This window comes from Pediococcus sp. (assembly GCF_003533255.1).
Lineage (GTDB): Bacteria > Bacillota > Bacilli > Lactobacillales > Lactobacillaceae > Pediococcus > Pediococcus parvulus.
Genome location: NZ_DOEM01000037.1, coordinates 83117 through 103491, shown reverse-complemented (window position 1 = coordinate 103491; position 20375 = coordinate 83117). Strand labels below are relative to the sequence as shown.

The following is a 20375-nucleotide window of genomic DNA, read 5'->3' as shown; positions in this document are numbered from 1 at the left end:
TACACAAGATATTTTACGCTCTCTTTTGTTTACAAAATTCAACTATTTGAGTTTTTCTGTTGATTAGATCTATAATAAAGTTTAGATGGGGGTAAGTATAATATAGATTCTTTAGTTTCTGTATTGTCATATCAGTTCAACAACCATTTGGATAAGGTTATTGTACCTTTATTTTTTTATTATTTAAATAATGCCATTCTTATGTATCCAACTAGCCATAAGTAAACTATTTTCTTTGTTGATAAAATGAAAGCCGGGTGAATTTTAAAATCGAGTTCTGCATTTGTTTGAAACAAAATCACATACCTTAGCTGTCTGTACTTTTGTTACAACTGCATTATTGTGTTTTAAATTTTTTATAATTAACAAATGCGGTGTAACTATTTTTAGAATTTTTAAGTTAATTAACAATTACTGACTCACTAATACAACTTATTTAAGATTACATCAGATTAATGTTGGCTTCATAAAATGAAAGGATGAATTATCGTGAAAATAACATTAATAACACAGTATTTAGAGGGACATGGCGGTACCGAAAGAGTCATTTCGAACTTGGTCAACGAAGATTTAAAAAATGAATATCAGGTTTTGATCCCTAAAAGCGGAAAACCTGAATGGCTCCAATGGATTACACGTACTACCGGCTACCAACTTAAAATTTGCCATGCACAAGATACACAAGCACAAAAAGAGTTTATTGAAAAAAATGTTTTAGCAGCAGAACCAGATATCGTTTTGGGACTCGAAGGCAGAGCTTGTGTAACTGCCTATCAGATCAGGAAAAAATATGACCTTCATTATAAAATTGTTTCTTGGGGACATACCTCCATTGCTGAATCAAACATTTTTGATCGTCAAGAACTTGCTTTCTCAGAATATCATCTTGCAATTAGTACAGGGATAAAAAAACAGTTGATCAAACTCGGGGTCCCAGCCCAAAAAATCTTTCTGATCTATAACCCTATCCGCACTGTAAATAAGAAAACAATCAGCACACCTAAAGCTAACGCTCCTTTCCATGCAATTTTTATTGGAAGAATATTGTTGGATGATCAAAAAAATGTACGTATGCTTCTTGAATCAATGGCACAGCTTAATATTCCTTGGAAACTGGACATCTTTGGCAAGGGAGCTGATCTTCCAAAAGCAAAAACATTAGCAAATGATTTGCATATTTCACAAAACATTAACTGGCAAGGTTGGATGCCTAATCCTTGGGAAGCAATTAATGAAGCTGATTGCCTGCTGCTCTGTTCAAAATATGAGGGATTCCCAATGGTTGTTATTGAAGCTGCTTCTTATGGCTTGCCAATTGTTTCAACAAACTGTCCTACTGGACCGGCAGACATCATTAATTCCCACAATGGAATTTTAACTCCAATGAACGACCAAAAAGCTTTTATAGCTGCATGCCGGCAAATCTATCGTTTGCGTGGTAAATATAATCATACAGATATCAAAAAAACAGTTTTGAAATTTGATATTTCTCGCTATATTAAGCACATAGAAAACATCTATAACTTAATTGCTGCTGATAATAAAAACACAGATAAATCAGCCATTAAACTTTCTTCTTTATAATAGGTTCTTTATCAAGTGGTACTGATGAAATGAATTATTAAAAATAATAAGCAATTGGTCTACTTGGTCAAGCTGCTTGTTCCTGAATGGAATGAGCAGCTTTTTTAATGTGACTATGAAAATTCAAACTGACATAACTATTCTTTAATTCGATGAGAAGACGTAAACGGAAGTTTTCAAAGTTCCGGAAACCGTAAGCAGTCTTTTTAATGGCTTTGATCTTGTTGTTTGTTCCTTCCACGGGTCCATTAGAAAAGGTCGTCTGAAAGCTGTTCTTGATTTCTTGTAGATGTTTACGCAAGGTACGATTAGTTTTTTTGATGGGCTCAGGCATTCCTGCAGCTGAACGTGTTAGACTTTCTAAGAGCCTTGGATCTCGCTGCTGGACAGCTTGTAAAAGTGTTTGATAATAAACGTAAGCTTGTCGCAAAGCGGAGGACATGTTTAATAAACGCTCCACAATATCCTGTTCACATAACTGCATATTACGAAAGTTTCTGCTTTTACGATAGGTTTTAAAATCAAGTTTGGTCGAGTCTTTAGTTAACAATTTCCAATAATGTTTCAAAGCACGTGCGTTGTGCGAACCCTGTCCCGCCTGTTTCATGGTTTGTGTCCGAACTAAGTTTAAGGCCCGATAAGCTTGGGTTACGACATGGAAGCGGTCGGCAATGATCAGCGCTTGCGGAAAGATCTCATGGATCAAGGATCGATAAGGCGAGTACAGATCAACTGTGACCGTTTGGACTGCCCAGCGAGCTTGACGGTCATATTGTAAAAAGTAACTTCGTAAGTATGTATTATGCCGAGAACGCACGATATCTAACGTGCGGCGTGTCGCAATGTCCATGACAATGATACTCATGCCGCTACTAGAAAAGTTGCCCGCTTTAAAGTCGTCAAAAGCGATATTTTGCGGTAAGAAATGATGATTGGGCCTTAAGTAAGTTGAGAGCTCTTGCGCAAAGCGCATCACTGTCATTCCAGAGATCCCAAAATCAGCGGCAATATCTTTTTGTGAGATATTCTGGTCTAATTTAGAAATAGCCTGATATTTAACGGCTTGTGAGATTTGGTCGTTAGCCTTGACGTCCTTGATCTCCGCAAGTTTTGTAATAGTTTTAGGGCAGGCAGCTGAAGCCGGGCAGAGATATTTTTGTTTGCGGATCGAAAAAACATTTGTGATCCCACCCGAAGGCAAACCGAGCATCTCAACGGTTTTAAAACCGTTGTAGCGCATTTTTTGACCACAAACTGGGCAAGCACAAGGATAAGATTGCCGCAAATGGATCTTGCGGACTTTTTTATGTTGGTAAAATCCTGCAGCTATCACTTTATTCTTATATTTTGGATCAAATTCCAGGTGTGAGTCTTTAATTCCCAATAGATCCAGTGTACAATTCTTCATGTAGGACATTCCTTTCAGTGTAGGGATTGTTTCTTTGAGATGAAGTGTGTCTTCATCTCTATTTTTTTATCATAAAACAAAATTGGTACTGAGAGAAGATTTTTCTATCAGTACCAAATATTATAGAACCAATTATTGTAACTTTGAGTTTTTGGATAAATAATTTATCCGCATTAAATGGGGTCCCAGAATACTTAATGGATGCATCGAACAGACCTTATCAGATTTATCCAAAAATTTTTCAAATCTTCTTCATGTGGATAATCCCTTCATTATCTGCTACAAATTTGCCAGTTCTTTTAATGAAAGGGGGAGTGAAAGCTAGTTGGATGTTGGAAAACATACTTATATTAATAGTGTTGTCGTTATTTTCATACGTAGAGTGGAATTTAGGGTTAAAACACTATGTATCAGCTAATTAGTTTTTGAAAGGAGATCTTCTATTTGGGATCATGTCAAACAGGAATTCAAAATCACAAACTCTAGATTTTGCCTGTGAGACAAGAGTAAGGAAAATTTTATTCAATCATTGTCTCAGGCTAAAGAAAGATTGCAGAAGGCGATTCTTCAATCACTAAATAACATATTGGGTAGTCTAGTTATAGAGCTGTCTGGTAACGATAAGATCCCAAATTGGAAACCATATGAATTTATAGAAAAAGTTTAGGAAGGTGGTTTTTATGGAAAAAGCTTTAAATGATTTGATAAAAATTTCAAAAAAATATAAAAAGCAAAAAGATTTAGAACATCTTGAAGTTGAATATTTGTCGGTTTTTTACGAAGGTAAGGATTTTGGGAATTATTTGTATAAACATTTATCTCCATATTTTGTTTCAAACGGTTCAAGTATGGGAGAAAAAAATAAAGTTTATTGTTTTGTTTTGGAAAGTGTGGACGACTATGAAAAATATTTTGTTCATGCAAAAAAGATAAAACACTATTCTCCAAGCAAAAATCAAGTATTTCAAAAAGCAAAATATATCATTTCTACGGATGAAGACTTTGTTTATGATTCTCAAAATCATTGTATTATTTATACTAATCGAGATGAAACAATTATTTTTTCAAATCGGTTACATTACAATCAAGCCTGTAAAAGAGTGATCCGTGATGAACTGATTTATGGACTGGTACAATCCCAAGCTACACCATCCATAATGTTACATTCATCCTGTGCGGTAGATAATACTGGGAAAGCTATTTTAATTTGTGGAGATAAGGGAGCTGGCAAAACGACTACCTTAGTAAATCTTCTTGATCTTGGTTACGATTTGCTTAGTAATGATCTTACTTTTGTTAAGCAAGTTGATGGAAAAATATGGGTTAAGGGTACTCCAGAAAGCATAAATATTGGGTTAGGTACTGCTTCCAAATTTGAACAGTTACAGGATATTATACCTGAAAACATGAGAGAGTTGAGCGATCATGATCTGTGGAGTACGCATTTAAAACCAGAATTAAATTGGCAAAGTTTTGCTAACAAGTTTAACGTAAAATTAATCTCAGAGTGGACGGAATTAAGTACCATATTGTTCCCAAAAATAGGTGAAGGTTTAGTGCCTGAATGTAATAAAATTGAAAAAATACAACTAAAAAAGAACTTACAAAATAGTTTCCGCGGAATCAATGTCGGCCATAATATACCATGGTCAACATTAATTGAAAAACGGCACAAAGAAGTGCAGAGTAGCGAAATTAGTAAATTACTGGATGGATTACTAAATAAGTCGGCATATAAAATTCGGTATTCAGGTAAAAAAGATGAATTAAGTAGTCTAATTTATGAAAGTATTACAAAAAAGCTTTCGTAGTAAACTTGTTTTTTAAGGCGTTGAAAGTGGGTGTCAAAAATGACTAAGAAGTACCATCGAGCGTTTGGGGTATACGGAATTATTTTTATCGACGGAAAGTTAGTTGTTATTAAGAAAAATGGGGGACCATACATAAATCGGTTTGATTTACCTGGCGGCAGTTTAGAGGACGGTGAATCTTTGGATAAGGCAATTGTCCGCGAAATTGCGGAGGAAACTGGCCTTCAACCGTTGAAAATTAGGCAATTGGGGATAACGAGCTTTAAATATCCTTGGCACTACAAGAAATGGGAATATAACCAACACATCTGTGTATTTTATGATATTCAGCAGTGGCAGGGCGTTGCGGTCGATCATGTTGCTCAATTTATTGGACAAGATTCGCTGGGTGCAAAATTGGTGTCATTGGCAGATTTAAACGAAAAAAACACTTCTCCTTTAGTTTTAAAGGCAAAAGCGTTTTTGAAAAATAATGACAGGTTTGACTCTGCAGATCAAACATTTACAACTTGGAATGTTTTAAAAAAGCCAGTTTATTAGGAGATGTCTTGCCAATATTCTGGCTTTTTTGGCAACTCGTCATAAGTTTGAAATATATTTGGTTTGACATTTGTGTGTTTTAACTCAGAAAGAGATCGCCAAACTAGTGACCGTCCTTTATTTGTTTGTCAGTGACATTTAAGTAAATTCCTAACCCAACAATTCCTACCACGGCAATCCACAAAATCACCCACCAAAAAGTTAAAAATAGTGACATGACGGTGGCTAACAGTATCAACGGGGCCAGAAATTTTGTGAGGCCATATAATAGTTTTAACATGAAGAAAAACATCAGCATTGTTAGTAATACCAGCATATTCTACCACGACCTTTCTTACTGGATATTATAGTACACGAAATCGGATTGAGGTACTCTAGATATAAGAAACGAGTGATTAATCATGAGTAACTAAAAGAGCCTACCGTGTATCATTTTGCGGCAGGCTCTGTATTTAAACTTATTTGTGGTCTAATTTTTCACTAAGATAGTCTCCATCTTCATGAACACTATCTTGTGACTCATCATAAAGTAAGTGATCCAAATGGTTTTCTTCTAAGTCGTTGTTTTCATTGGGATTAGGGATAGAATCCGGCGTTTGCTTTGGTGATTTTTCACCAGGTTCCATAGGATTATCGTTTTGTTCATCATAACTCATATTACTGTCAGGGGCGCCATTGCGCTTCTTATCCTGTTTAAAAGTTTCTTTAATATGTTCATCATCCATATTGGCCACTTCCTTAGCTAATTTTTGGGGACAACTTCGCTATATAAGTTTGAAAATAATGTGAGCGAGTTGTACTAAACGACTTGTTTTTGTCGTTTTAACTCGCTATACGGAATAATAAAGCTGGTTTCAGCAACATCTGTCAGGAAAACTTGCCAAGTACTTTCTTCATCTAGTAAACGAGTATCTACTTTTTTGACATAAGCGATTTGATTCTCATTTACATACAGAACTTCATCATCGGTGGTTTGAACTCTGAGTAACATTAAATATCTCCTCTCAAATAACCTTGACTGTCAACTATACGCAAAGTTTAACATGTCTTGAGGGAGTTTATAATTTTCGTGCTTATTGAAAAACTTTTATTTACGATTAATCTAAAAATGGTATGCTAGTTTGAAAATTAGGCAAAACACTTCTATATTTAAATGAACGTTTGAATTATACTAGGATCATGGAGAAATTTGTAAAGAGGGGTACGTATGAAAATTTTAATGATTGAAGACAACAAATCGGTGTCCGAAATGATGGGCATGTTTTTTAAAAAAGAACAGTGGGATGCATCTTTTGCATATGATGGTAACGAAGCGGTTGAGATGTTTAAGAGTGCACCAAATGATTGGGACATGATTACACTTGATTTAAACTTACCTGGAAAAGACGGCATGGAAGTTAGTTCGGAGATTCGACAAATTTCAAAAACTGTGCCGATCATTATGCTGACGGCAAGGGATTCGGAAAGTGATCAAGTTCTTGGCCTTGAGATGGGCGCTGACGATTATGTCACTAAGCCGTTCAGTCCAATTACCTTAATTGCCAGAATCAAAGCTTTGCATCGGCGTGCACAAATGGGCACAACGAGCAGCACAGAAGAAACGGACAATCAACAAACCAATTACGATGTTGAGACAGGAAGCTTTAAGTTAAGTTCTTCAACTAGAGAGGCTTATTTAGATGATAAATTAATTCCTGATTTAACACCCAAAGAATTTGATTTGTTGAAAACCTTAGCGCAAAAGCCAAAACAAGTTTTTTCCCGGGAACAATTACTCCAATTAGTTTGGAATTATGAGTTTTATGGGGATGAAAGAACTGTTGATGCGCATATTAAAAAGTTACGGCAGAAAATTGAAAAAGTAGGACCACAGGTGATCCAAACAGTTTGGGGAGTCGGATATAAGTTCGATGATAGCAAAGCGGGGGATTAAACATGCGTTTGAAACTGCTATATCAACAGATGTTAGCTTTTTTTGCGGTAATTTTTACAACCGTAATTATATTTGGGTTGGCATTTATTCAGTTTTCCAATCGAATGGTTTATCAAGATACTTGGAAGCAGCTTGAAAGTTATGCCGATAGTGTTTTTCAACAATCAGTTGTGGTGAATTCTAGTGGCGAATTTGAAGGAATCCAACTGGGCGGCTTACAAAATAGTGAACGGTTGCTGGCAAACCAAGCAATTCATTTTTCAATTTATATCAAGAAAAATACGATTGCTTATCCGAAAAATGGTTTTTCCCCAGTTATCAATAAAAGCCAGTGGAAAAAGCTGAAAAGTGGTGAAACACTGACAACAAAATCTGCCCGGCGCTTTAATCGTACTGGAAAAAGCAAAACGCAATCGATGACGGACATCATCAAACCGTACAGAAATGAAAACGGTGAATTGATTGCGGTCGTTTTAGTGGGTTCGCCGGTTGCTAATATTCAGTCCAATATGCGAAAAATCCAACATAATTTATTAATAGCTTTTCTTATTTCTGGACTGGCAGCAATTTTTATTGCCTACGGGCTGGCCAAATATTCGGTTTCGCGGATTGACCGTATCCGAAAGGCGGCTCACAAAATTGGCGAAGGTAATTTTGATATTACGGTGCCAACAAAAGGTAATGATGAAATCGATGGTTTAGCATCAGACTTTAATCATATGACGAAATCACTTAAGGCGTCGAACGAAGAAATCAAGCGTCAGGAACAGCGACGGCGAGAATTTCTTGCGGACGCTGCGCATGAAATGCGAACCCCTCTGACGACAATTAATGGTCTTTTGGAAGGGTTAACCTATGATGCCATTCCAGAAGAAAGTCGTGAAGAGAGTCTACAATTGATGAGCAATGAAACCAAGCGCTTAATTCGATTGGTCAACGATAATTTGGATTACGAAAAAATTCGGACAAATCAAATCATTTTAAACCGTCATGAGATTCGGGTCCATGAGGTTGTGAATAATTTAGTTGAACAGTTACAAAAAAAGGCCCATGAGGCAAAAGATCAGTTTGTCACCCAGGTTGCTGACAATGTCACGGTTTATGCGGACTATGATAGATTTGTGCAAATAATGTTCAACATCATGCAAAACTCGATTCAGTTTACGAATGGCGGTATAATAACGATTACGGCTCATAATGATAAAGATAAAAATTGTGTCATTTCGATTAGCGATACGGGCATTGGCATGTCGGATGATCAAATGAAGAACATTTGGGAACGATATTACAAGGCTGATGCCTCTAGGAAAAACACCAAGTATGGGGAATCTGGTTTGGGCATGGCAATTGTGCATCAACTTGTTAAGGCTCATAAAGGGACAATCAATGTTTCTAGTGAATTAGGCAAAGGGACCACATTTACGCTTCAATTACCTTGTGAAGATAAAAAAACAGAAAGCTAAGAGGCTTAACTTTCTGTGACAAGCAATAAAAAAAGCAGGAATTCAATTGAATTCCTGCTTTTATATTAGCTAGATTATTTAGCAGCTGGAGTACCGAACCATTCGATACGGCTCTCAACTGTGTCTTTAATAGCTTTTGTACCAGGTGCAAGTAACTTACGAGGGTCATAACCTTTAATATCATTTTGGTCATGTCCTTCTTCAATATACTTACGAGTTGCAGCTGCGAAAGCCATCTGGCATTCAGTGTTAACGTTAACCTTTGCAACACCCATTGAAATAGCTTTTTGGATTTGTTCCTTAGGAATTCCTGAACCACCATGTAAAACAAGTGGAGTAGAAATTACGTCAGCTAATTCTTGGAGACGTTCGAATTTCAAGCCCTTCCAGTTTTCTGGATATTGGCCATGAATATTACCAATTCCACAAGCAAGGTAGTCAACACCAGTTGCGGCGATTTGTTTAGCTTCTTCAACATCAGCTAATTCACCTTCACCAATGATACCGTCTTCTTCTCCACCGATTGAACCAACTTCAGCTTCAACGGACATACCTTTAGCATGTGCCAACTTAACGATTTCCTTAGTTTTTTCTAAGTTTTCTGCAAATGGTAAATCATGGCCATCAAACATAACTGAGTTGTAACCAACTTCGATACATTCTTTAGCAGCTTCGTAGTTACCATGGTCTAAATGCATGATAACTGGAACTGTGATGTTCATTGATTTAATGGTTTGTTGAACTAAGTTTAAACAAAGTTCGTAACCACCCATGTACTTTGCAGCTCCCATAGAAGTTTGGATCAAAACTGGAGTGCCTTTTTCTTGAGCAGCGCCAAGAATTGCACGTGTCCATTCCAAGTTGTTAGTGTTAAAAGCACCAACAGCGTAGTGACCTTTGCGAGCTTCAGCAAAGATTTCGTTACCATTAACTAATGACATAAATAAAATCCTCCCAAAATATATTACAACGATGTGTAAAAAGGTTGCATTAAACGTACACATTTATTTTAACACATTTGATTATTAAAATGCAGACCAATTTTCAAGCGTTATTTATGGGAGAAACAGAAATGAAATAACGGTGATAATTACGAATAAAAGATAAACGAATAGACAAAATTGGCTAAATTGGGAGCATTTTTGGCCTATGCCAATATTTTAATGAACAAAAAATAAGTGCGTTGAAACCTGGTCGTATCAGCTGTTTATATATATCTAAACTGGTATACCAATTAAATTTAATAATTTATCACTTGTAAAAACGGTTACTTTCCTGTTAAAATGTTTCTTTGTCTTGGTATAGGCTTTAATTTAAAGAGAATAAGGAGAATTTATAATGGGTATCATAATTGCACTGATCCCAGCAATAGCTTGGGGTAGTATTGGACTAGTGTCAGGTCGTCTTGGCGGATCGGCACCTCAACAAACTTTAGGAATGACAATGGGTGCTGTGGTTTTTGCGGTATTTACTTGGTTTTTATACCAACCAACATTATCAGCTAAAGTTTGGATTGCAGGAATTATTTCTGGTTTATTCTGGGCAGTTGGACAAGGGATGCAGTTTACCTCAATGAAAAAAATTGGGGTTTCTAAAACTGTGCCTCTTTCAACTGGGTTGCAATTGGCCGGTAATGCTTTAGCAGGAGTGTTAATTTGGCACGAGTGGACTACTGGAAAAATGATTACCATGGGAACCGTTGCTGTGATCGCATTGATTGCAGGTGCCACGTTTACTTCTTTACGAGATAAAAGCGATCCAGAACATAATAAGGATGAAGATATGGCTGCTGGTATTCGGGCATTGGTGATTTCCACAATTGGTTACATTGGCTATACTGTGGTTGTACGCTTTGCTGATGTGAATGCCAAAGCAGTTATTTTGCCACAAGCGATCGGAATGCTTGCCGGAGCCGTTGTTTTTGTATTTGTTTCAAAAGCAGCCGTTACGGCATTCAAAGATAGTCATACTTGGAAAAATGTCATCACTGGTTTAGTTTGGGGAATTGGGAACATTTTCATGTTCTTAGCAATTCCAAGTGTCGGTTTGGCAATTAGTTATTCACTTGCTCAAGCCGGAATCGTTATTTCAACATTCGGTAGCATCTGGTTCTTAGGTGAACACAAAACGCATCGTGAAATGCAGTATGTTATTTTTGGATCAGTTTTGATTATTGTGGGGTCAACCTTGTTGGCAATTATGAAGTAAATTGATTAATGGTAAAAACAGTAGAAATACTGCTTTTTTTATACATTTTTTAGAAAGTAGCAATTTTGAGTTGAACAATTTTGGTCACGCTTCAAATTTTAGTAATCGGGTGTATAATAAATTGATGGAACATTAAAAATACAAAGTGAGGTAAGTAAACAATGGCACATATTTCGTTTGACGGTTCAGCTGTTTCAAAGTTTGTTCATTATAATGAACTTGCTGAAATGCAACCCCTAGTTACTGCAGCAGATAAAGAATTACGTGAAGGTACTGGTGCTGGAAATGATTTCCGTGGATTCATTGATTTACCAGTTGATTATGATAAAAATGAATTTGCACGTATCAAGGCAGCAGCAAAAAAAATTCAGAATAATTCTGAGGTTTTTGTTGCTATCGGTATTGGTGGCTCATATTTAGGTGCACGTGCAGCAATTGATTTTCTTGGAAATACTTTCTACAACTTGCTCCCTAAGGAACAACGTAACGGCATTCCCCAAGTATTCTTTGCTGGAAACTCAATTAGTTCAACTTACTTAACAGATTTAGTAAACTTGATTGGCGATCGTGACTTTTCGATCAATGTTATTTCAAAATCAGGTACAACTACTGAACCTTCAATTGCTTTCCGTGTACTGAAGGACAAGTTAATTGCTAAATACGGTAAAGATGGTGCTAAGGAACGAATCTTTGCGACAACTGATAAAGCTAAGGGTGCTTTGAAGACGGAATCTGATGCAGAAGGTTATGAAGAGTACGTTGTACCTGATGATATTGGTGGACGGTTCTCAGTTCTTTCTGCTGTCGGTTTATTACCAATTGCTGTTGCTGGTGGTGACATTGATCAATTAATGAAGGGTGCTGCTGACGCTCGCGACGCATATAAAGATCCCGACGTTACAAAGAATGACGCTTACAAGTATGCTGCATTACGTAACATCTTGTATCGTAAGGGTTACACAACTGAATTGTTAGAAAACTTCGAACCAACATTGCAATACTTTGGCGAGTGGTGGAAACAATTGATGGGTGAGTCAGAGGGAAAAGACCAAAAGGGTATCTATCCTTCATCAGCTAACTTCTCAACTGATTTACATTCACTTGGTCAGTATATTCAAGAAGGCCGTCGTAACCTTATGGAAACCGTTGTGAATGTTGACAAGCCTAACCATGATTTAAACATTCCTAAGGAAGATAAGAATCTTGACGGGCTTAAGTATCTTGAAGGTCGAACAATGGATGAAGTTAATAAGAAGGCTCATCAAGGTGTTACCTTAGCTCATAATGATGGTGGCGTTCCTGTTATGAATGTTAATATTCCTCAACAGGATGCTTACACATTGGGCTACTTGATCTACTTCTTTGAAGCAGCTGTTGGTATTTCTGGGTACTTGAATGGAATTAATCCATTCAACCAACCCGGTGTTGAAGCCTATAAAAATAATATGTTTGCTTTACTTGGCCGTCCCGGCTATGAAGCACAAACAAAAGAACTCAACGAACGCCTTGGTAAATAAGACTTTCTAGTAGTTTAACAAAATAAGTTCTGCAGAATTGATATGAGTTTCATGACTTGTCATTTTGCAGAGCTTTTTTATGATTTCAAACTAAAACTATTTTTGGTAATTTTTAATTGACTTTCGGAAGAAAAATCTTTACTATTATGGTGATATCAAGCTGATATTAAGTGAGGTGACCGGGATTGGCGAATGACCAAAAAGATAAGCGGTTTTTATTACGTTTGGATCAGTCTCTTTATGATCGGTTAGCAGAAGAAGCCAATCGAGCTAATCAAAGTGTGAATATGTATATTGTAAGTTTGTTGTCAGAAAATCACGGTACAAAAAGTTTTGAAAATTGCCAGATAATTGGCAAGACTGTTTCTGGTTCGGATGTCAATATGGAAAACGGTCTGGTTCTGGTAACGGGAATTTATTATCGTTATTTAATTAACGATAATTCTGATGTTGATGATAAGGCTAAATATGCTGTGATTGAGGCAAATGGAAATATCTTAACGTTACAAAAAATTTAGCCATTTGGGGGAGATAAGGAATGGCAAATCAACAAAAAAAGCCGTTTGGTGCACTGGGAGAAATTATGACCACTGCGATGAACGGTGATTACTCAGCGCAATACAATAAGGTACAACAGGCTGCTATAAAACGTAGACAACGTTCGACACAAAAACTCGCTAAGGAAGATGAACGTCATACGCAAAATAAGCCTGAGAGAACAGTTCATGCACGAATACCAAAAAATCGGAGGAGCTTTACTATGCCATTTGGACTTAGAATTGTACCACAAAATAATCGAGGATTAGTTGAAACATTAGGGAAATACAAACGCAGTGTTGATCCAGGATTCCATTTTTACTTTCCATTTTTCCAAAAGATCAGAAATGTGAGTTTGGCAATGGAACCCCTCGCACTGCCTAACTATTCTATTATCACAAAAGATAATGCAGACGTTTCAGCAAGCTTGACGCTAAATTTCCATATCACAGATCCGGTGAAATATCAGTATGAAAATACGGATTCTGTTGAATCAATGGCGCAATTAGTTCGGGGACATTTACGAGATATTATTGGCCGAATGGATTTGAATGAAGCATTAGGGTCAACTGCTAAAATCAACCAGGAGTTGACATTGGCAATTGGCGATTTGACCAATACGTACGGAATTAATGTGGATCGAATTAATATTGACGAATTGACACCTTCACGTGCAATCCAAGAAGCGATGGACAAACAATTGACGGCTGATCGTGAACGGGTTGCCACAATTGCAAAGGCCGAAGGAGAAGCCAAATCAATTGAGTTAACTACCAAGGCTAAGAATGATGCGTTGATGGCAACTGCTAAAGCCGAAGCGGATGCAACAAAAACGCGAGCTAATGCGGAGCGTTATCGAATTGATACAGTTCAGGCTGGATTGGCAGAGGCGACAGACAAGTATTTCCAAAACCAGTCAATCAATGCCTTTTCTGATTTGGCGAAATCAAATACCAATATGGTTGTGGTGCCTTCGGATAGTTCTGATGAATTTGGTAAAATTCCAGTTATTGGTAAACTATTAGGAACTAAAGATGACCAACCACATAATTTATAAATTTAAATATTAATTCATAAAGCTACTACGAGTTTGTTCGGGTGGCTTTTTGTACATATGAAAAAACGAATAGGGTGTGAGAATGTGCGAACACAAACAAAGATCAATTTTGTAGAAGGCCTGACCGGCGCTGTTTTATTAATTTTACTGTATATGCGAATTAATAATTATTATCAACTCACACATAGATGGGTTACGACGTATACCTCGCAGCTGCGTTTTTACATTCTTTCTTTGTGGATTCTGGTTGGATTGATGGTTATTTTTATGGTAATTTTCTTCGTCTATTCTGACCGTTCACAGCCTCAAAAAAATTGGGGATTAGCAGTGGCGCTGCTAATTGTGGGTGCCGGGGTTGTGTTTCAATTCTTGAATCAGCCAGATTATACGAAGCAGCATGTGACACCAATTCCACTTTCAGTTAATCAGGTTATGAAAAAGGTATATGCAAAAAAATATAGTTCCTATGAAGATGGGTTTTACTTTTATAATCCGGATAGCAAATATTATAAGCAAACTAGAAAAGAAGTTCGAAGATACTCTTTAAGTAGTCAGACAGATTTATATTGTGCGAATTTAAAATCTTTACGGCGCAAGCTTGGTTCAAAACGTTATCAAGCGTTAATCACCAAATTAAAGATTAAGAGTGGTAATGCGATTGTCTTTACCTATCGAGAGGACGGCAAGAATAAGGTCAAAGTATTTAACAGATTACAGGACCGACAAGTTTTATTGCGTTTTGTCCACTACTTAAATGGTGATGAAACCGTAAATTTCTTCGGATAAAAAAAGGCCTCAAGGCATTGAAAAACAACGCTTTGAGGTCTATTAATATTGGGCATACTGGGATCGAACCAGTAAATTACGGATTCAGAGTCCGTGGCCTTACCATTTGGCGAATGCCCACTAAATTTACCTATATAAGTTTACCGTTTTTCTGTAAAACTGTCAACATATGTTTACAACCATTCTTTATAAACTGACAAGCACTCAGCTTTTTGCTACAATAAGACTGTTATGAGGTGAAAATATGGCTACAAATTCTGATTCGATTTATAATGTTTTATCACAAATTCGTGAGTATCCAGAACGTGCTGAAGTGAATACCTTAGGATATACAAATGTTGTGCAATTAAAAATCAGTGATAGCATCCCAGTTGCTAATCCAGAAATATACTTTCCTGACGAAACTTTGCTAGTTGACCGACTTTCGGATGAGTTTGTTGATAAATATAACGTTTTGATGGACTACTTTAATGGTTTAACGAAGAAGCCAATGAAAAGCTATCATGAGGTTTGGGTAACGACTGCACACGTTGTTGGAAAGAAAGCATATATGCTTGAGCTGACCTATGAGTAACCGTGAGCTTAAGATTACTTTGGCAGATACAAAAGAAAAGTTAGTTATCTGGGCAGTCATTGCAATTTTGTGTGTGGTCAGTGAAAATCTGCTGAACTTTGCTTTTATCCCGTATATTCTGATCGCGATATTTATATACTGGATCTATCTTTTTGTTACTTTTGTTTATTTGACCATTTTAAAAATGAAAGGAAGCTAAGGTATTGACTTTGTGGCTCAAATAAGATAAATTAGAACAGTACTATTTTTGCCCGCTGGTCAAATTGGTTTAAGACGTCGCCCTCTCAAGGCGGAGCTACGGGTTCGAACCCCGTGCGGGCTATTATAAAACTGGAAAAGGGCTTCAAACCATTGCAATATCAGTGGTTTGAAGCCCTTTTTTATAGCTCTGTGTACTTTTTTTTGAAATGCAGGTCTAACTAATTTTTAAGAAGTTACCATATCTTGTCACTATTCAAAGGAGATCGTACATAACCAGAAAGAATACCCAAATTCCGTCTTGTTTGAAGATCTAATTTAGTTGCATCAGCATCGTCTGCGACAAAATCATAGATAGTTTTAAGAATTGTCGCGACTTTGTGCTGTGTTAAATAGAGATTTGTAATGCCCAGCGAAAGCTCAACTGCAATTTTTGTGTAATCTTCATGATTATGAAGTTGAGTTGCGGCGGTTGTGATAGTATTTTGAATTTTTGGATCAGATTTAAATTCTGGTTCAAAAAATGCTTTACCAATTAGTTCGGAAAGTTGCTGATATTTTTCGTTCATTGTAAATTCCCCCATAAGTGTATTTTGTCTTTTACAAATACATCTCTATGGTACACCATTTAGTGTGGCTATGCCAAAACTAAAATGATAACATGGCATTGTATCGCGGATTATGAAAGTTGTTATGTTGGTTACCACACCAATTGGCAGTATAGTATTTGTTAAATACACAAAATATATAATGCGAGGAATGAACGCCCATGTTAAAAAAGCCTCAAGTCTTAACCCCGAATAGTAAAATTGCGATTGTCAGTTTGTCTAGTGGAACGCTTGGCGAAAGCTTTGCCACCCATCAATTGCAATTAGGAATTAAACGGTTAAAAGAAATGCAATTGCAGCCAGTTTTTATGCCCAACGCACTGAAAGGAATCCAGTATTTAGCTGATCATCCGCAGGCGCGCGCTGATGATTTAAAAACTGCTTTTGCCGATCCAGAAATTAAGGGCATCGTTTGTGCAATTGGTGGCGACGATACTTATCGGCTATTACCTTATCTCTTAGAGGATGAAACATTTGTTCATAATGTCCATTCCCATCCTAAGTTGTTTACTGGCTTTTCAGATACAACAATTAATCATTTGATGTTCTATCAATTAGGAATGCAGAGCTTTTACGGTCCAAATTTTCTGAATGATTTGTCAGAGTTGGATCAAGAAATGCTCCCATACACCAAACACACCTTTATGAATTATTTTAGAAATGAGGCGACAACCTCAATTACATCCAGTGCTATTTGGTATGAGGAACGCGAGGATTTTTCATCTGCAGCTGTCGGAATGCATCGGAAACAGCATATGGAACAAAAAGGGTATGAGGTGTTGAGAGGATCAGGCCAAATTACGGGCCGACTATTGGGTGGTTGTCTCGATAGTTTGTATGATATTTTGTCAGGAACTCGCTATCCTGATGAAAAAGAAGTTACAGAAAAGTATCACTTATTTCCTAGCTTAAACGAGTGGCAAGACAAAATTATGTTTATTGAAACTAGTGAGGAAAAACCCAATCCAGAACTCTATCGCAAAATGTTACTTGCATTAGATGCTGAGGGCATTTTTTCAGCTATTTCAGCAATCCTTGTCGGCAAACCACAGGCAGAAGCCTTTTATGACGAATATAAGCAGATTTTACTGGAAATTACCGATTCATATCAGTTACCTATTTTAACAAATGTCAATTTTGGCCATGCTTATCCAAGGACGGCGCTCCCCTATGGTGGTGAGACACAAGTTGATTTTGACCGGAAAGCCATCACGCTTTTGGAGCCGATGTTTGCATAAAAGGATACTGAACAGTTAAATATTTGATGACAAAAAGTTGCTAGCTAACGATAAAATGTTACTAGCAGCTTTTTATTTAGTTAGTCAAATTTTGTTGCAACTTTTTGGCCCGAACTAACCACTAATAAGTGAAAGGGGGTAAGTCACGTGAATAAAGTAAAAATCAGAACAGTCAAACGGGCTATTCGGGGGGATCAGCAAGCATTTTCCCAACTTGTTTTAGGCCAGGCCGATTATTTAACGCGAACTGGACATCTTTATCTGTCACGCGATGTTGATGTTCAAGATGCTATTAGCGAGACGACACTGATCGCATTGCATTCAATCAGTCAACTGCAGAAACCCGCGCTATTTCGAACTTGGTTAACGCGAATCTTGATTCGTCAGTGTTACCGCAGATATTCAGAACAAGCCCATGAAGTTTGTGATTTGGCAGACCTTCCCGAAATGCCAACGAATTTAGCAAACGTTTCGGTTGATGAAAAATTAGATCTCTTGGGGGGATTAAAACGTTTAAATGACGGCTATCGGTAAGTATTATTAATGTTTTATTATAATGGATTATCCATTCACGAAATTAGCGATCTTATTGGGATGCCAGAAAACACTGTTAAATCGCATTTGAAGCGTGGTAAATCTCAACTGAAGACGTGGTTAGGAGGGGACTATTTTGAAAAATGAAAAATTTTCGCAATTGGTTGAGCAACTTAGTCAGGCACAAACTGTGAACCCAAAAGAAACCAAGACAACGATTACGCAAGCGTTATTAAAATCAGGTGTTAGACTAAAACGGCGCCATCACCATGTATTATGGGGATTTGTGACCCTTGCAGTCGCAATTTGCCTGCTAACGCTTAGCGGAATGTACGTAACACCGGTTAATCATGTGATGCCACAAACACCAATTATTGGGAATTTCTTTGCGAAATTTGATGATGATCTGGGAACGATTGTTGAAACTAATGGAAAAACGCAGAATTTGAATCAGACACGAACTTCCAACGGTATGAAGATGACACTAAAAACTGCATATGTACAGGGAAAGACAGTTGCAATTACTGGAACCATCAGTGGAGTTAACGGTGCATGGGATGATTGGTTTGACTTTTACATTGGCCGCGGTGGGGTGAAATTTTCTCAAAGTAGCGCGGATCTTCGGAAGATATCAACAGGACATTATCGTTTTTGGCTAGACGGGACCATTAAAGGCAAAATTTCAAAAAGTACGATTAAGTTTCCAATTGTTTTCACCAGGTTCAAGGGTCATGCTGGGCGTTGGGCATTTAATTTACGGTTAGCACCAAGTAAGGTAAGCACACAAAAGCTTACTGGAAACATTACTTTGGCAAACGGGGACGTCAAATTGAAATTACTTGGAATTGATGAGTATTCTGGAGGAACTGGTTTGTTAAAGGTACAGGAAACACAACGAGTTTCTAAAGATGACTTTCAGTTATTTAAAATTTTCGTTAATGGAAGTCACAAAGATTATATGCTCGCCAATCAAGATCCCATGGTTCTGAGCAAGAAAGGAAAACAACGCATAGTAGGTTATCGAGTAAAAGAGTTGCCAAAACGAATTACAAAAATAACTGTAGAACCAACATTATCCACATGGGAGGTTTCCGCACGAACGGCATTAAGTTCGTTACCAACGACGATCAAAGCAAAACGAACGACGGAAGTTTTCAGATTTAAAAAGCCAACGTTAAGAAATGGTAAATTGACTTTGCGTTATTATTTAACAGGATCCGGATTATCGTCTGATAGAGAACTTATGTGGGACAAAGGAAATCAGCTTAATGGTGCGCTTGCTATCATGGCCAAAACATATCACGATGATGGGAACGCTAGTGTTTATGGAAAAGATTACTTGTATGAAGGCCGTCAAAAATTGATTAATGGCAAAACCAATGAATTTGAAGCCACCTATAATTTAACAAAGAAATCAGGTTTGAAAAATCTCAATCTTAACCAGTTACAATTACAGATTGATTATGATGGTTTGCACAGTACACCAAGGATGAAAGAACAGACAATTTCGGTTAAACAAAATTAAAAGGTTCTGATTTTAAAAATTTGTGCGTTTGATTTAAATAAAAAATGATTTAAAGAATTTAAGTCAAATCAAACTTTAACTGCTGGATTTTGAAAGGAAGCACACGACAACTAAATTAGACAAAAAAGATATAAGAATTACGCAGTGATTATATTTTTAATCGTCTTTTAAAAAAATTTGAGTTAAGGGTTCGTTTTTATATTTATCGATAATTTCTATAAAATTATGGAAAAATAAGTTGTTTTTTAATGAAAGCGCTTTACAATTAAAACGTGATAGTAACCTTTCTCAATAAATAGGGAGTGCTGCCTATGAAAGAAAATAAAGACTATTTTTGAAGTGGCGTAGTAAAATTGCAGTTGCATACGAGGAATCTAAGGAGAGATGTATTATGAAAACGAAAAAATTACGTCTGCCTTGTTTGTTGCATGTTTAAGTTTTGGTTTTATTACTACTTCGGCTTTGGCTGGTAATGATGAACATGGTTATAGTATGCGTGTTTATGGTTTCAAGCAAAAGAGTCACTCGGCTGGTTGGTACAGACAAACAACTAATTATAAAAATAATTGGAAGGTTAAACTAACAAAATCCGGTGAAGGCCCGCATACCATTTCGATTTTTTGGTTGGAAAAAGCAGGCGGTGCAAATGTTAGCCCGATTATCAAAAAGATAGCGGGGAATCCTGAAGCGTACCAAAGGGTCAATCCTTCTTTCCATGGGAAGAAAACCGTGATGCTGACGGCTCAGAATAATAATATTTCAGGCTATTGGGATGAAGAGACTGGGAAAATTCAATAATTAAGTTTTATGGTGGTCATCTAATGCAAATTATGTAGATGACCATTATTCTTATT

Annotated in this window: 24 protein-coding genes and 2 tRNA genes; 19 read left to right on the top strand and 7 right to left on the bottom strand. The window is 36.9% G+C overall.

Annotated features, from left to right (window positions below):
- Positions 1-489 precede the first annotated feature (489 nt).
- A complete protein-coding gene (locus tag DD627_RS09160; protein ID WP_057785069.1) occupies positions 490-1584 on the top strand; it encodes a glycosyltransferase in 1095 nt (364 codons plus the stop codon).
- 67 nt (positions 1585-1651) lie between these two features.
- Here the strand turns inward: DD627_RS09160 and DD627_RS09155 are convergent, their stop codons facing one another.
- Positions 1652-2992, bottom strand: coding sequence for an ISL3 family transposase (locus DD627_RS09155; RefSeq protein WP_003691194.1), 1341 nt, complete (start codon positions 2990-2992; stop codon positions 1652-1654).
- A gap of 98 nt (positions 2993-3090) precedes the next feature.
- On the opposite strand from DD627_RS09155, the gene DD627_RS09210 reads away from it, so the two are divergent.
- The 3 genes from DD627_RS09210 to DD627_RS09145 all read left to right on the top strand — a co-directional run bounded on the left by DD627_RS09210 (position 3091) and on the right by DD627_RS09145 (position 5343).
- A complete protein-coding gene (locus DD627_RS09210) occupies positions 3091-3414 on the top strand; it encodes an ABC-2 family transporter protein (RefSeq protein ID WP_147206814.1) in 324 nt (107 codons plus the stop codon).
- A 258-nt stretch (positions 3415-3672) separates the two neighbouring features.
- Positions 3673-4803, top strand: a complete 1131-nt coding sequence (locus DD627_RS09150; RefSeq protein WP_260274985.1) for a phosphoenolpyruvate carboxykinase (ATP) — start codon at positions 3673-3675, stop codon at positions 4801-4803.
- Between the two features lie 39 nt (positions 4804-4842).
- A complete protein-coding gene (locus DD627_RS09145; RefSeq protein ID WP_068808149.1) occupies positions 4843-5343 on the top strand; it encodes an NUDIX hydrolase in 501 nt (166 codons plus the stop codon).
- 103 nt (positions 5344-5446) lie between these two features.
- Here DD627_RS09145 and DD627_RS09140 read toward each other — a convergent pair whose 3' ends face one another.
- The 3 genes from DD627_RS09140 to DD627_RS09130 all read right to left on the bottom strand — a co-directional run bounded on the left by DD627_RS09140 (position 5447) and on the right by DD627_RS09130 (position 6334).
- Entirely contained in the window at positions 5447-5659 is a 213-nt protein-coding gene (locus DD627_RS09140) for a hypothetical protein (RefSeq protein ID WP_057784664.1), read from the bottom strand.
- Between the two features lie 142 nt (positions 5660-5801).
- Positions 5802-6068, bottom strand: a complete 267-nt coding sequence (locus DD627_RS09135; RefSeq protein WP_068808146.1) for a hypothetical protein — start codon at positions 6066-6068, stop codon at positions 5802-5804.
- 74 nt (positions 6069-6142) lie between these two features.
- Positions 6143-6334, bottom strand: a complete 192-nt coding sequence (locus tag DD627_RS09130; RefSeq protein WP_057784666.1) for a hypothetical protein — start codon at positions 6332-6334, stop codon at positions 6143-6145.
- 216 nt (positions 6335-6550) lie between these two features.
- Here DD627_RS09130 and DD627_RS09125 point away from each other — a divergent pair, with 216 nt between their 5' ends.
- Together DD627_RS09125 and DD627_RS09120 are read left to right on the top strand one after the other, a co-directional pair.
- Entirely contained in the window at positions 6551-7276 is a 726-nt protein-coding gene (locus DD627_RS09125) for a winged helix-turn-helix domain-containing protein (RefSeq protein ID WP_057784667.1), read from the top strand.
- A gap of 8 nt (positions 7277-7284) precedes the next feature.
- Complete coding sequence (locus DD627_RS09120) at positions 7285-8739, top strand: ATP-binding protein (RefSeq protein WP_057784684.1); 1455 nt, start codon at positions 7285-7287, stop codon at positions 8737-8739.
- A 74-nt stretch (positions 8740-8813) separates the two neighbouring features.
- Here the strand turns inward: DD627_RS09120 and DD627_RS09115 are convergent, their stop codons facing one another.
- Complete coding sequence (locus DD627_RS09115; protein ID WP_057784668.1) at positions 8814-9680, bottom strand: class II fructose-bisphosphate aldolase; 867 nt, start codon at positions 9678-9680, stop codon at positions 8814-8816.
- Positions 9681-10077: 397 nt separating this feature from the next.
- Here DD627_RS09115 and DD627_RS09110 point away from each other — a divergent pair, with 397 nt between their 5' ends.
- The 5 genes from DD627_RS09110 to DD627_RS09090 all read left to right on the top strand — a co-directional run bounded on the left by DD627_RS09110 (position 10078) and on the right by DD627_RS09090 (position 14844).
- Positions 10078-10947 carry a GRP family sugar transporter gene (locus DD627_RS09110; RefSeq protein ID WP_057784669.1) on the top strand — a complete coding sequence of 290 codons (870 nt, stop codon included), beginning with the start codon at positions 10078-10080 and terminating at the stop codon, positions 10945-10947.
- Positions 10948-11108: 161 nt separating this feature from the next.
- A complete protein-coding gene (locus tag DD627_RS09105) occupies positions 11109-12464 on the top strand; it encodes a glucose-6-phosphate isomerase (RefSeq protein WP_057784670.1) in 1356 nt (451 codons plus the stop codon).
- Between the two features lie 185 nt (positions 12465-12649).
- Complete coding sequence (locus DD627_RS09100; protein ID WP_260266863.1) at positions 12650-12982, top strand: toxin-antitoxin system HicB family antitoxin; 333 nt, start codon at positions 12650-12652, stop codon at positions 12980-12982.
- A 242-nt stretch (positions 12983-13224) separates the two neighbouring features.
- Positions 13225-14058, top strand: coding sequence for an SPFH domain-containing protein (locus tag DD627_RS09095; RefSeq protein WP_057784685.1), 834 nt, complete (start codon positions 13225-13227; stop codon positions 14056-14058).
- 57 nt (positions 14059-14115) lie between these two features.
- A complete protein-coding gene (locus DD627_RS09090) occupies positions 14116-14844 on the top strand; it encodes a hypothetical protein (protein WP_157077616.1) in 729 nt (242 codons plus the stop codon).
- A 48-nt stretch (positions 14845-14892) separates the two neighbouring features.
- Here the strand turns inward: DD627_RS09090 and DD627_RS09085 are convergent.
- Positions 14893-14964 (bottom strand) — tRNA-Gln (locus DD627_RS09085).
- 124 nt (positions 14965-15088) lie between these two features.
- Here DD627_RS09085 and DD627_RS09080 point away from each other — a divergent pair.
- The 3 genes from DD627_RS09080 (at position 15089) to DD627_RS09070 (ending at position 15740) form a co-directional block, all read left to right on the top strand.
- Positions 15089-15418, top strand: a complete 330-nt coding sequence (locus DD627_RS09080; protein ID WP_057784673.1) for a hypothetical protein — start codon at positions 15089-15091, stop codon at positions 15416-15418.
- Positions 15411-15617, top strand: coding sequence for a hypothetical protein (locus DD627_RS09075; RefSeq protein ID WP_260274984.1), 207 nt, complete (start codon positions 15411-15413; stop codon positions 15615-15617). The genes DD627_RS09080 and DD627_RS09075 overlap by 8 nt, the downstream gene beginning before the upstream one ends.
- A gap of 50 nt (positions 15618-15667) precedes the next feature.
- Positions 15668-15740, top strand: a tRNA-Glu gene (locus DD627_RS09070).
- Positions 15741-15852: 112 nt separating this feature from the next.
- On the opposite strand, the gene DD627_RS09065 is transcribed toward DD627_RS09070, so the two are convergent.
- Positions 15853-16185: a bacteriocin immunity family protein gene (locus tag DD627_RS09065; protein WP_057784675.1), complete on the bottom strand. Its 333-nt coding sequence runs from the start codon at positions 16183-16185 to the stop codon at positions 15853-15855.
- Positions 16186-16385: 200 nt separating this feature from the next.
- Between DD627_RS09065 and DD627_RS09060 the strand changes: the two genes are divergently transcribed.
- The 5 genes from DD627_RS09060 (at position 16386) to DD627_RS09045 (ending at position 20319) form a co-directional block, all read left to right on the top strand.
- Positions 16386-17462: a S66 family peptidase gene (locus tag DD627_RS09060; RefSeq protein ID WP_260274983.1), complete on the top strand. Its 1077-nt coding sequence runs from the start codon at positions 16386-16388 to the stop codon at positions 17460-17462.
- Positions 17463-17609: 147 nt separating this feature from the next.
- The gene (locus tag DD627_RS09055) at positions 17610-17996 is read left to right on the top strand and encodes a sigma factor (RefSeq protein WP_260274982.1); all 387 of its coding nucleotides are present in this window, start codon (positions 17610-17612) and stop codon (positions 17994-17996) included.
- Between the two features lie 9 nt (positions 17997-18005).
- The gene (locus DD627_RS09205) at positions 18006-18143 is read left to right on the top strand and encodes a sigma factor-like helix-turn-helix DNA-binding protein (protein WP_353744035.1); all 138 of its coding nucleotides are present in this window, start codon (positions 18006-18008) and stop codon (positions 18141-18143) included.
- Positions 18133-19521 (top strand): DUF4179 domain-containing protein, encoded by a 1389-nt coding sequence (locus DD627_RS09050; protein ID WP_260274981.1) that lies wholly within the window; start codon positions 18133-18135, stop codon positions 19519-19521. The genes DD627_RS09205 and DD627_RS09050 overlap by 11 nt, the downstream gene beginning before the upstream one ends.
- Positions 19522-19905: 384 nt before the next feature.
- A complete protein-coding gene (locus DD627_RS09045) occupies positions 19906-20319 on the top strand; it encodes a DUF2712 domain-containing protein (protein WP_260266860.1) in 414 nt (137 codons plus the stop codon).
- The last annotated feature ends 56 nt before the right edge of the window (positions 20320-20375 follow it).